Here is an 11,691-nt window from a genome sequence, read left to right as displayed (position 1 = left end):
GTAACAGGGGACCCCTGCTACCACCAGAGCGCTACCACCTCAGCCGAGCTGCAGGGAGGTGCGCCCGAGGGTGCCGGTGAAGCCGAGCCGCCGGTACAACCGGATCGCGCCGACGTTGTGGGTGTAGACGCCGAGCGCCACGTGGTCGTACCGGGCGAAGAGGGCGCGGGCCATGCCGGCGGTCAGCGCCGCGCCGAGCCCCCGCCCCCGCTCAGCCGGCGCGACGGTCAGGCCGGCGAGGAAACCGAGCTCGCCCCGGCTGCGGTCCGCGCCGCAGGCCACCAACCGGTCACCGGCGCGGATGCCGTACCAGTCGACCACCCGGGGGTCGCCGGGGCGCGAGGTGGTGCTCGGGAAGGCCTCGTCGACCAGCGCGGTGAGCGCGGGCAGGTCGGCCTCGGTGAGGCGCACCACCTGCTCCTCTCCGGGCTGCCGGGGCGGCGCGGCGGTGCTCCAGAGGAAGTCCCAGTCGTCGTGCCGGGCGATCGGCAGCGCTCCGGTCAGCTCGGCCGTACCGAGCCGGGGCAGGTGCAGCCACTGTCCGGAACGGACGGCCCCCTGCGCCAGGAACTCCGCGAAGAGGCCGACCGCCGGCCCGGGAGCGCCGAACGCCCCGCCGGCCGGGCCACGCTCGGCCGGGAGCAGCCACGCCGTGGTGCCGTCGAGCAACCACGCCCGCGGCTCGTCGTCCCGGCCGAGGACGTGCCGGGCGTACGGGTGGTGACCGGTGGCCGCCAGGACCGCTGCCCGCCCGTGTACCACCCGCGCTGTCCCGATCATGCCGCCAGCCTAGTCAGGGCGCGGATGCCGTCCATCCTGGAGATTGACGATCGGACCGATCGGGTACATCACGGCCGACGTACCCGATCCCTTACCGGAGGACCGACATGCTCGCCATCGCCGCGGCCATCGTTTTCGGTTTCGCCCTGCTCATCGACCTGCTCAACAACAACTTCGGCGCGCCCGACCTGTTCAACTGGAACACGCTGGTCCTGATCGGCCTGCTCCTGCTCTCGCTCTACCTGGCCGGTGTCGGCCGTGGTCCGCGCGGCGCGGGCGGCGGGGGTGGCGGCCGGTGGTACCGGGGCCGCCGGCCGGGTCGCGGCTGACCGCTTCCGATCATCGCCGGCCCGTCCCGCGCCGCGATTCCGGCGTCGCGGGACCGGGCCGGTACTGTCTTCGTGATGGAGTCCGACGCCCTGTTCACTCTCGGTGACCCCGCCGCAGCGCCGCGCGCGCCAGCGGGGTTCGGTGGCGCGTCCGCCGGGGTCGACGGCTTCGACACGGTCGGGGCCGACGCGCCGTTGCCGGTGCGGATGCGTCCGGCGAACCTCGACGAACTGGTCGGTCAGGAGCATCTGCTCGCCCCCGGCTCGCCGCTGCGGCAGCTGGTCGGCGGCGCGACTCCGATGTCGGTGATCCTGTGGGGACCGCCCGGCTGCGGCAAGACCACCGTCGCCCACCTGGTGGCCCGGGCCACCGACCGCCGGTTCGTCGCGATGTCGGCGCTCACCGCTGGGGTCAAGGACGTCCGCGCGGTCATCGAGACCGCCCGCCGGCAACGCCGCTCCGGCGGCCCGCCCACCGTGCTCTTCATCGACGAGGTGCACCGGTTCAGCAAGACCCAGCAGGACTCCCTGCTCGCCGCGGTCGAGGACCGGACGGTCACCCTGCTCGCCGCGACCACCGAGAACCCGTACTTCTCGGTCATCTCGCCGCTGCTGTCCCGCTGCGTGCTGCTGACCCTGCAACCGCTCACCGAGGACGCGGTCCGGGGCCTGCTGCGCCGGGCGGTCACCGACGAGCGGGGCTTGGGCGGTGCGCCCACCCTCGCTCCCGAGGCCGAGGACCACCTGGTACGCCTCGCCGGAGGTGACGTCCGCAAGGCGCTCACCGCCCTGGAGGCGGCTGCGGCCTCCGCCACGGCACTCGGGGTCGACCGGATCGACCTGGCCACCGCCGAGCAGGCGGTCGACGTCGCGGCGGTCCGCTACGACCGGGCCGGTGACGCCCACTACGACGTGACCAGCGCCTTCATCAAGAGCATGCGCGGCTCCGACGTCGACGGGGCGCTGCACTGGCTGGCCCGGATGCTGGTCGCCGGGGAGGACGCCCGGTTCGTCGCGCGCCGGCTGGTCATCTTCGCCAGCGAGGACGTCGGCATGGCCGATCCACTCGCGCTGAGCGTGGCGACCGCCGCCGCCCACGCCGTGGAGTACGTGGGGCTTCCCGAGGCCCAGCTCAACCTCGCCCAGGCGGTCATCCACCTGGCCACCGCGCCGAAATCCAACTCGGCGACCACCGCGATCGGGGCGGCGATCCGGGACGTCCGGGCCGGCCGGGGCGGGCCGGTGCCCCGCGCCCTGCGCGACGCCCACTACTCCGGTGCCCGGGGGCTGGGGCACGGCACCGGCTACCGCTACCCGCACGACGACCAGCGGGGTGTGGTCACCCAGCAGTACGTCCCGGACGACCTCGTCGGCACCGACTACTACCGGCCCACCGAACACGGCGCGGAGCGTGCGGTGGCCGCCCGGCTGCCCCTGCTGCGCCGCATCGTCCGGGGCCGGGCCACCCCGGTCGCCGACACGTCGGTGGGAGCCGGACGGGGCACGACGGACGCGACCGGCGTCCCGACGGATGAGGGCGGCGCGGACGCCGCCAGGAAGGGTCACCAGTGAGACCTCGTGGTGCGGAGCGGCCGGAGGACGGCCCCGACGAGCGGCGGGACCCCAAGGCCAGGGGACGCCGCTGGGGACGCAGCCGGTCCGACGCGGAGCCGGAGGAACCGGTCGGCGGCGAGGAACTGGGCTGGATCGACGACCTGCGCACCGCCAAGCGGCAGCGCACCGAACTCGGCCCGGAGGGTGGTGCCCGGGAGGCAACCGACCCGGCATTCACCGGCCCCCGGCCACCTGTCGCGCCGCCCCCGCCCGAGGGTTCTGTCCCCGGACCGGTCGGTCCGGCCGCGTCCCCGCGTCCCGGGGGTCCGGCGGCGGTCCCACCGTCCGCCGTCCCGCCCGGCGCTCCCACCCGACGGCCCGGGCGTCCGGACGGCCCGTGGCCCGGTGCCGCCGGCCCCGCCTCCGAGATGGCACCGCCGGTGCGTCCCGGCCCCGAGGCCCAGCCGCCGGTCCGCCCGGGTCACGGTGCCCCGCCGGCCGCCGACCGGACGCGGCGCCCGGCGGGTGCGCCCGAAACGACTCCGGGGATGGTGCCCGGGATCGCACCGCGTCCCGCCGGTCGGGTTCCCGTCGAGGGTGCGGCCGGTGTGGCGCGTCCCCCCGTCCCGGACGAGCGTCCGGTGGCCCGGCGACGGGTACCGGAGCAGGACGTCCCGCCGGTCCCGGCGTCGGGCAACGCTCCGCCGGTCCCGCTGTCGGGCAACGCTCCGCCGGTCCCGCTCTCGGGTAACGCTCCGGCCGTTCCGCTCTCGGGTAACGCCCCGCCGGTCCCGGCGTCGGCCACGTTCGGCCCGGTGGCCCCCGGCCCGGTGGCCCCCGGCCCGGTGGCCCCCGGACCCCTGGCCGCCGGGCCGGGTGAGCGGCACGATCCGCCGGTAGCCCCCGGCCGCCGCCGTGCCGCCGAGCACGACGACGAGCGCCCGGTCGGACGTCGTCACCCCGCCGGTCCGGACGACGACCGGCCGGCGGGACGACGTCGGGCCGCCGAGCCGGTCGAGCCCGGCCGACCGGCGACCGGGTCGGCCCGCCCACCGGTGCCCGGTCCGGCCGGACCGGCCCCGGATCCGCGTACCGCCCCGCCGGCCCGAGGTGCCGCCCGTTCCGGTCCGGTGGCCCCCTCACCCCGCTCCGGTCCGGAACCGGCTGCCCCGGCACGCGGCGCGGCCCGTCCGGGGCCGGTTCCCCCCGCGCCCGGTCCGGTTCGGCCGGGCGGGCCCGGTGTCGCGCCGCATGGTCCGGGTGCCGTGCCACCGTCCGGACCGGGTGCCGCGCCGCACGGGCCGGCTGTCATACCGCCGGCCGGCCCGGGTGTCGCACCACCGCACGGGTCGGCTGTCGTGCCGCCACAAGGGCCGGCTGTCGTGCCGCCGCACGGGCCGGGCGCCTCCGTCCGGCCGGTGCCGGGCGCCCCGGTACCCGGACCACGGGTGACGCCCGGCGAACCTCCCGCCGCCGGCCCGGCCCGGGGGGCGGCGCGCCCCCCGGCCCCGGTCGACCCGGGCGCGCGGGGAACGGCCCGTCCCGGGGCCGGCCCGGCTGGCCCCGCCGTGCCGGGACCGTCCGGTGACCCGTCCGGTGCGCCGACCGTCGATCCGCCTGCCGGTCCGGTCCGTCCGTCCGCCGCTCCGGTCGGCCCGTCCGCCGGTCCGGTCCGCGCCTCGGCCGCGCCGCCTCCCGGCCCGCCGACCGTGGCCCGGGCCGCCGCGTCGGTCGCCCGACCCGTACCGGGCCGGGCGACCCCGCCCGGCGGCGATCCGGAACGCCCCGGCGGTGCCGTCCCGCCCGTCCGTGACCCGGAGCGTCCCGGGGCCGGCGCCGCCCCACCCGTCCGCGACCGGGCCGGCGAGCCGGACGACCGGACGGTCGGGCACCCGACGGCCCGGGCCGTCGTGGTGCCGCCGGACGGCCCGCCGCCGCTGCGCAGTGCCGTCCGGGACGAACCGTCCGACGACGACGGTGGACGGACCGGCGGACCGCTCCGCGTCGCCCGCTCCGAACTGCGGCGGCAGATGCGGGAGCGCCGTCGGCTCCGACTCGGTGTACTGGTCGCGGTGAGCGTGCTCCTGCTCGGCGCGGTGCCGGCCTTCTTCGCCGTCCGGACGCTGAGCCGTGACCCGGTCTTCGGCTCCCTCGACGAGTTGGCGGTGCCGGCCTGGGCCGCGGCGGACACCGTCGACAACGTCAGCGGCAGCCGCTGGTGCCTCCAGGACTGCCGGCTGCGGGAACGCACCGCGTCGTCGGACCGCTCGCCGGAGGAGACCGCACCTGAGTACGAGCGGGCGCTGTCGGCCGCCGGCTGGCAGCGGTGGCAGATCACCCGCTGCCCGGAGCAGCCCGCCCCGGGGGCGTACACCTGCTGGCGGCGGGACGAGCTGACCCTCGACCTCTGGGTCCGTCCGCCGACGTGTGTCCCACCGCCGGTCGACGGCCAGCCAGCGATTCCGCCGTCACCGCTGGCATCGCCCACCGCTGCCGGCGACTGCACCGGATCGTTGGTGTCGTTGAAGGTCCGCAACGCCGTCGACGACGACCGCACTCGGCCGCAGCCGAGCACGGACCCGTCGCTCACCGGCGAGGATCCGTTCCCCACCTTCACGGACGACCCGCTCGACGATCTGACACCGTCACCGTCCTGAGCCGCCGTCCATCACTGACGGTAGGGTCTGGGGCTGGCGGACCGGCTGCCCGGTCACCGACCAGGGCGGTGTCCGGCACACCGGTGACGGGTACGACGGTCGCACGTTCCGCCGACGACGGGTCGGCGGAACACTGCTTGAGGAGGACACGCGTGGAGCTTGGAGAGGTCGCGGCGCTGGTGGCGGCGATCGCGTTCGCGATGCTGGTGCTGATTCTGACGCTGCCCATCCTGCGCCTGCGGCACACCGTGGACGCCACGACCCGCATGATCAACGACCTCAACGAGCAGACCAGGCCGTTGCTCGGCAACGTCAACACCACGGTGGAGAATGTCAACACCGCCCTGACCCAGGTGCAGACCTCGCTCGACGGGGTGAACCTCCAGCTCGCCAAGGTCGACACCATGACCAGCCACGCGCAGAACGTCACCGCCAACGTGGCGAACCTCGCCACCGTGGTGTCCGCCGCCGCGGCCAACCCGCTGGTCAAGGTCGCCGCCTTCGGGTACGGCGTGCGCAAGGCCGCCTCCGCGCGCCGGCACGCCGAGACCGAGCGCGAGGTCCGCGACACGATCAAGCAGCAGCGTCGGGCCGCCAAGCGCGGCGACCGCTGAGCCGGTAGCGGGAGGAAGAGGCATGAGGCGTCTGTTCTGGCTCGGCATCGGGCTCGCCGTCGGCGTGGTGGTGGTCCGCAAGGCCACCCAGACCGCGCACGCGTACACCCCGCAGGGCATCGCCGGTTCGCTGACCGAATCCGCTGGCGGACTGCTCGAGTCGCTGCGTAGCTTCGTGGAGGACGTCCGGATCGGGATGGCCGAACGCGAGCAGGAGATCCACGAGGCGTTCGCCCGGGGCGAGGCGTTCGACGACCAGTTCGCCGAGCTGCGGGAGGACCCGCGTATCGGCGACCGAGAGATCTTTCCGGAGGAACCCCAGCGATGAAGACGGCGGAGATCAAGCGGCGGTATCTCGCCCACTTCGAGGCGAACGGCCATGCCGTGGTGCCGTCCGCTCCGCTGCCCGCCATCAGCGATCCGAACCTGCTGTTCGTCAACGCCGGCATGGTGCAGTTCGTCCCTTACTTCCTGGGGCAGCAGACCCCGCCGTACCCGCGCGCGGTCAGCGTCCAGAAGTGCATCCGGACGCCGGACATCGACGAGGTCGGCAAGACCAGCCGGCACGGCACGTTCTTCCAGATGAACGGCAACTTCTCCTTCGGTGACTACTTCAAGGCCGGGGCGATTCCACTTGCCTGGGAGCTGTCCACCAAGTCGGTCGCCGAGGGCGGCTTCGGCCTCGACGCGGACCGGATCTGGCCCACCGTCTACCTGGACGACGACGAGGCGTACGACATCTGGCGGTCGGTCGGCGTGCCGGCCGAGCGCATCGTCCGGCGGGGCAAGAAGGACAACTACTGGTCGATGGGTATCCCCGGCCCGGCCGGACCCTGCTCCGAGCTGTTCTACGACCGGGGCCCCGCCTACGGGCGGGAGGGCGGTCCGGAGGTCGACGAGGACCGCTACCTGGAGTACTGGAACCTCGTCTTCATGCAGTACGAGATCGCCGACGTGACCAGCAAGGAGCACTTCCGGATCGTCGGTGAGCTCCCGAAGAAGAACATCGACACCGGCATGGGGCTGGAGCGGATCGCCTCCATCCTCCAGGGCGTCGACAACCTCTACGAGATCGACGAGGTCCGCCCGATCCTCGACCGGGCCAGCGAGCTGACCGGCAAGCGGTACGGTGCCCGGTCCGGGCAGGTGGCCGCCGAGTCGCACCCGGACGACGTCCGGCTGCGGGTGGTCGCCGACCACGTGCGGACCGCGCTGATGCTCATCGGTGACGGGGTGACCCCGAGCAACGAGGGGCGCGGGTACGTGCTGCGCCGGATCATGCGCCGGGCGATCCGGGCGATGCGGCTGCTGGGCTACCAGGACCGGGCGCTGCCGGAACTGCTGCCGGTGGCCCGGGACTGCATGTCCCCGTCGTACCCGGAGCTGACCACCGAGTTCGACCGGATCTCGCAGTACGCGTACGCGGAGGAGGACGCCTTCCTCTCCACCCTGCGCGCCGGCACCACGATCCTCGACACGGCGATCAGCGAGACGAAGCAGGCCGGCAAGCCGGCGCTCTCCGGGGACAAGGCGTTCCAGCTGCACGACACGTACGGCTTCCCGATCGACCTGACCCTGGAGATCGCCGCCGAGCAGGGGCTGACCGTCGACGCCGAGGGCTTCCGCCGGCTGATGGCCGACCAGCGCTCCCGTGCCAAGGCCGACGCGAAGGCCCGCAAGACCGGGCACACCGACCTGTCGGCGTACCGGTCGGTGCTGGACAGCGGCGGCCCGGTGACCTTCACCGGCTACACCGAGACCTCGCGTGAGGCGAGGGTCCGGGCGCTGCTCTCCGGCGGTGCCCCGGTCGCCGCGGCCGTCGAGGGGGACACCATCGAGCTGGTGCTCGACGCGACCCCGTTCTACGCCGAGGGCGGTGGGCAGCAGCCCGACCAGGGGCTGATCACCGTCGGCGGCGGCGAGGTCGAGATCTTCGACGTCCAGCAGCCGGTGCCCGGCCTGGTGGTGCACCGGGCGCGGGTGCGCCGGGGTGAGGTGCGGTCCGGCGAGACCGGCTTCGCCGAGATCGACGTGACCCGGCGGCGGGCGATCTCCCGGTCGCACACCGCCACCCACCTGGTGCACCAGACCATGCGCAACTTCCTCGGCGAGTCGGCCACTCAGGCCGGTTCGCTGAATGCCCCGGGCCGGCTGCGGTTCGACTTCAACACCCCGACCGGGGTCGCGCCGAGCGTGCTGCACGACGTCGAGCAGCAGGTCAACGAGGTGCTCCTGGCCGACCTGGAGGTGCACGCCTTCGTCACCTCGCTGGAGGAGGCCCGCCGGATCGGTGCGATGGCGCTCTTCGGCGAGAAGTACGGCGACGAGGTGCGGGTCGTCGAGGTCGGCGACTACGCCCGTGAGCTGTGCGGCGGCACCCACGTCGACCGGTCCGGACAGCTCGGCCTGGTGAAGATCCTCTCCGAGGCGTCGATCGGGTCCGGGGTGCGCCGGGTCGAGGCGCTGGTCGGCATGGACGCGTTCCGCTTCCTGGCCAAGGAGCACCTGCTCGTCTCCCGTCTGGCGGAGCTGTACCGGGTGCCCAACGACCAGGTGGCCGAGCGGGTGGAGCAGACCGTCAGCCAGCTCCGCGACGCCGAGCGGGAGCTGGAGAAGCTCCGTGCCCAGCTGGTGCTCGGCGGGGCGGCGGCGCTCGCCGCGCAGGCGAAGGACGTGCGCGGCGTCGCGTACGTCGGCACCGAGGCGCCGGAGGGCGCGGCCGGCAACGACGTACGGACCCTCGCCCAGGAGATCCGGGGCCGGATCGACGCGGCGCGGCCGGCGGTGGTCGCGGTGGCGGCCCGCGCCAACGGCAAGGCGTCCCTGGTGGTGGCGGTGAACGGCGCGGCGCGCAGCCGGGGCCTGGCCGCGAACGACCTGGTCAAGGCGGCCTTCTCCGGCCGGGGCGGGGGCAGTCCCGACCTGGCCCAGGGCGGCGGCCTGCCGGCAACCGAGGCGCCGAACCTGCTGCTCACCGTGGAAAAGGCGATCAGCGAGGCGTAACGTCCCCGACGAGGTGCACCAGGGCGGGCCACATGGTCCGCCCTGGTGCGTGCTGCCGCCGGGAACCCGGGGTACGTTCTCCGGCGGTGTGCATCCAGCCGGTGCGGGCAGTCGCAGGGAGTGAACCCGATTGAGTGAATACGTGCGGGGCGTCCGCCTCGGGGTGGACGTCGGTCAGGTCCGGGTCGGCGTGTCGATCTGCGACCCGGACGGCATCCTGGCCACCCCGCTGGTCACCCTCGCCCGCGACCTGACCAGCGCGGACGACATGGTTCCCACCGACGTGGCCGAGCTGCGCCGGCTGGTCGCAGAACACGGTGCGGTCGAGGTGGTGGTCGGGCTTCCGGTCAACCTGGCCGGGAAGCACGGACCGGCCGCCCTACACGCCAGGTCGTACGCGAACCGTTTGGCTGATGTAATAGCGCCTGTTCCGGTGACGCTGACCGACGAGAGGATGTCGACCGTGGTGGCTAGTCGTAGGCTGGCCGAGCGGGGCGTCCGGGGTAAACGGCAACGGGCGGTGGTCGACCAGGCCGCCGCGGTGGAGATTCTGCAGAGCTGGCTAGAGGCGCAGCGGAGGCGGACGTAATGATCGACGACCTGGACCTCGGTTTCGACGAACGTGACCGGGGCGAGAAGGGCAAGCACCGGCGCAGTGCCGTGCGCAAGCGCAAGGGCAAGTCCGGTGGTGGGGGCCGCACGGTCCTCGCCCTCCTGCTGGCCTTCGTCCTGCTCGGCGCGATCGGCGGCGGCGCCTTCTACGGCTTCGACCGGGTGCAGAGCTACTTCGTCACCCCCGACTACGACGGCGCCGGCGCGGGTGAGGTGACCATCGAGGTCAAGCAGGGCGCGCTGATCGCCGACATTGCCAACGTGCTCTACAGCGCGGGCGTGGTCAAGAGCGCCCAGGCGTTCATCGACGCCGCCGAGGAGAACTCGCGCAGCAAGAACATCCAGCCCGGCACCTACAAGGTGCGCAAGGAGATGAGCGGCGAGAGCGCCCTCGGCATGCTCCTCGACCTGAAGAACAAGATCGTCAACGGGATCACCATCCCCGAGGGGACCACCGCCAAGCGGACGTACAAGCTGCTCTCCGAGAAGACCAAGATCCCGGTGGAGGACTTCGAGGCGGCGGCGAAGGACCCGGAGGCGCTCGGTGTCCCGGACTGGTGGTTCAAGCGCAACGACGGCAAGAAGGTCGTCAAGTCGATCGAGGGCTTCCTCTACCCGGACACCTACGAGATCCCGCCGAAGGCCACCGCCGAGGTCATCCTCAAGGAGATGGTGTCGAACTTCCTCACCATCACCGGCAAGATGCAGTTCGCCGAGCGGGTGGAGAAGGAGCGCGGCGGGATCAGTCCGTACGAAGCCCTGATCGTCGCCTCCCTCGCCCAGGCCGAGGCGGGCACCAAGGCGGACCTCGGCAAGGTCGCCCGGGTCGCCTACAACCGCGTCTACGGTGAGTTCCCCTGCAACTGCCTGGAGATGGACGTCACGGTCAACTACCACCTGGAGCTGACCGGCCAGAAGACCAAGACGTCCGCCGAGATGAGCCAGTCCGAACTCGTCGACACCAGGAGCCCGTACAGCCGCAAGCTGCGCGGCCTGGTGCCGACCCCGATCAACAATCCGGGCAAGGACGCGCTGGAAGGGGCGATGGACCCGCCGGAGGGGAAGTGGCTCTTCTTCGTGGCGGTCGACAAGGAGGGCAACTCCGAGTTCGCCGAGACGGTGGAACAGCACGAGCGCAACAAGGACAAGGCGCGAGAGGCCGGCATCATCTGATGACGCACGTCCGCCGGGCGGCGGTGGTCGGTACGCCGATCGCGCACTCCCTCTCCCCGGCGATCCACAACGCGGGGTACGCGGCGGCCGGGCTGACCGGGTGGTCGTACACCCGGATCGAGTGCGACGCGGCCGGGCTGCCCGGCCTGGTCGCCGGGCTCGGCCCCGAGTGGGCCGGACTGTCGGTGACCATGCCCGGCAAGGAGGCGGCGCTCACGGTGGCCGCCGAGGTGTCGCCGGTCGCCGCCGCCGTCGGGGCCGCCAACACGCTGGTCCACCGCCCGGACGGCACCTGGTACGCGGACAACACCGACGTGGTGGGCATGGTCGAGGTGCTGACCGTCGCCGGGGTGGCCCCGGGGGCCACGGTCACCGTGCTCGGTGCCGGGGGCACCGCCCGGGCGGCGGTCGCAGCGGCGGCGCGGTTGGCCGCGAAGTCGGTGACCGTGCTGGCCCGCCGTCCGGAGGCGGTCGCGGAGCTGCGTCCGGTGGCCGGGGCGCTCGGCGTGCCGATGGCCGCCGCCCCGTGGGCCGAGGCCGCCGCGCACCTCGACGCCGACGTGGTGGTCTCCACCCTGCCGAAGGGGGCCGCCGACCCGTTCGCCGAGGTGGCCGCCTGGCGGCCCGGGACGGTCTGCTTCGACGCGCTCTACGATCCGTGGCCGACCCCGCTCGCCGCGTCCGCGCAGGCGGCCGGCTGCCCGGTGGTCTCCGGTCTGGACCTGCTGCTGGCCCAGGCGGTCGGCCAGTTCGAGCACTTCACCGGCGTCACCGCCCCGGTCGAGGCGATGCGCGCGGCCCTCACCGCCGCCCGCTGACCCGCCCCGGGCTCGGTGCGCGCACGGGGCGGGGCGCGGTGCCGGTCCCGTCCGGCGGTCAGGCTCCTGCGGCCGACTTGAGGTCGGCGGCGCGGTCGGTGTTCTCCCAGGTCAGTTCGGGTAGGTCCCGGCCGAAGTGGCCGTACGCGGC

10 protein-coding genes are annotated in these 11,691 nt (G+C 73.9%); 9 read left to right on the top strand and 1 reads right to left on the bottom strand.

Going from position 1 to position 11,691, the window contains the following annotated elements; genetic code table 11:
* Window positions 1–39: 39 nt before the first annotated feature.
* On the bottom strand, window positions 40–780 hold the full coding sequence (locus ACIBJE_RS30740; protein WP_396753778.1) for a GNAT family N-acetyltransferase: 741 nt from the start codon (window positions 778–780) through the stop codon (window positions 40–42).
* Window positions 781–887: 107 nt separating this feature from the next.
* Between ACIBJE_RS30740 and ACIBJE_RS30735 the strand changes: the two genes are divergently transcribed.
* The 9 genes from ACIBJE_RS30735 (at window position 888) to ACIBJE_RS30695 (ending at window position 11,540) form a co-directional block, all read left to right on the top strand.
* Entirely contained in the window at window positions 888–1,109 is a 222-nt protein-coding gene (locus tag ACIBJE_RS30735) for a hypothetical protein (protein WP_088984969.1), read from the top strand.
* Window positions 1,110–1,184: 75 nt separating this feature from the next.
* Window positions 1,185–2,681 carry a replication-associated recombination protein A gene (locus ACIBJE_RS30730; protein ID WP_396753777.1) on the top strand — a complete coding sequence of 499 codons (1,497 nt, stop codon included), beginning with the start codon at window positions 1,185–1,187 and terminating at the stop codon, window positions 2,679–2,681.
* A gap of 2,012 nt (window positions 2,682–4,693) precedes the next feature.
* Complete coding sequence (locus ACIBJE_RS30725) at window positions 4,694–5,320, top strand: hypothetical protein (RefSeq protein ID WP_396753803.1); 627 nt, start codon at window positions 4,694–4,696, stop codon at window positions 5,318–5,320.
* A gap of 152 nt (window positions 5,321–5,472) precedes the next feature.
* Window positions 5,473–5,934: a DUF948 domain-containing protein gene (locus ACIBJE_RS30720; protein ID WP_088984965.1), complete on the top strand. Its 462-nt coding sequence runs from the start codon at window positions 5,473–5,475 to the stop codon at window positions 5,932–5,934.
* 22 nt (window positions 5,935–5,956) lie between these two features.
* On the top strand, window positions 5,957–6,262 hold the full coding sequence (locus ACIBJE_RS30715) for a hypothetical protein (protein ID WP_396753776.1): 306 nt from the start codon (window positions 5,957–5,959) through the stop codon (window positions 6,260–6,262).
* Window positions 6,259–8,937, top strand: a complete 2,679-nt coding sequence (gene alaS, locus ACIBJE_RS30710) for an alanine--tRNA ligase (RefSeq protein ID WP_396753775.1) — start codon at window positions 6,259–6,261, stop codon at window positions 8,935–8,937. The genes ACIBJE_RS30715 and alaS overlap by 4 nt, the downstream gene beginning before the upstream one ends.
* Window positions 8,938–9,067: 130 nt before the next feature.
* A complete protein-coding gene (gene ruvX, locus ACIBJE_RS30705; protein ID WP_396753774.1) occupies window positions 9,068–9,526 on the top strand; it encodes a Holliday junction resolvase RuvX in 459 nt (152 codons plus the stop codon).
* Window positions 9,526–10,722 (top strand): endolytic transglycosylase MltG, encoded by a 1,197-nt coding sequence (gene mltG / locus ACIBJE_RS30700; RefSeq protein ID WP_396753773.1) that lies wholly within the window; start codon window positions 9,526–9,528, stop codon window positions 10,720–10,722. The genes ruvX and mltG overlap by 1 nt, the downstream gene beginning before the upstream one ends.
* Window positions 10,722–11,540 (top strand): shikimate dehydrogenase, encoded by an 819-nt coding sequence (locus ACIBJE_RS30695; RefSeq protein ID WP_396753772.1) that lies wholly within the window; start codon window positions 10,722–10,724, stop codon window positions 11,538–11,540. Before mltG ends, ACIBJE_RS30695 begins: the two co-directional genes overlap by 1 nt.
* Window positions 11,541–11,691 lie beyond the last annotated feature (151 nt).

The sequence above is a fragment of the Micromonospora sp. NPDC050187 genome (genome assembly GCF_044459745.1).
Taxonomy (GTDB): domain Bacteria; phylum Actinomycetota; class Actinomycetes; order Mycobacteriales; family Micromonosporaceae; genus Micromonospora.
Note: the sequence above shows the minus strand (reverse complement) of the source record. Positions and strands in the feature narration are given on the sequence as shown.

Excerpts from the sequence above, each read along its gene's own strand:
- ACIBJE_RS30740 (WP_396753778.1), bottom strand. The coding sequence starts at position 780 with ATGATCGGGACAGCGCGGGTGGTACACGGGCGGGCAGCGGTCCTGGCG.
- ACIBJE_RS30735 (WP_088984969.1), top strand. The coding sequence starts at position 888 with ATGCTCGCCATCGCCGCGGCCATCGTTTTCGGTTTCGCCCTGCTCATC.
- ACIBJE_RS30730 (WP_396753777.1), top strand. The coding sequence starts at position 1,185 with ATGGAGTCCGACGCCCTGTTCACTCTCGGTGACCCCGCCGCAGCGCCG.
- ACIBJE_RS30725 (WP_396753803.1), top strand. The coding sequence starts at position 4,694 with ATGCGGGAGCGCCGTCGGCTCCGACTCGGTGTACTGGTCGCGGTGAGC.
- ACIBJE_RS30715 (WP_396753776.1), top strand. The coding sequence starts at position 5,957 with ATGAGGCGTCTGTTCTGGCTCGGCATCGGGCTCGCCGTCGGCGTGGTG.
- alaS (WP_396753775.1), top strand. The coding sequence starts at position 6,259 with ATGAAGACGGCGGAGATCAAGCGGCGGTATCTCGCCCACTTCGAGGCG.
- mltG (WP_396753773.1), top strand. The coding sequence starts at position 9,526 with ATGATCGACGACCTGGACCTCGGTTTCGACGAACGTGACCGGGGCGAG.
- ACIBJE_RS30695 (WP_396753772.1), top strand. The coding sequence starts at position 10,722 with ATGACGCACGTCCGCCGGGCGGCGGTGGTCGGTACGCCGATCGCGCAC.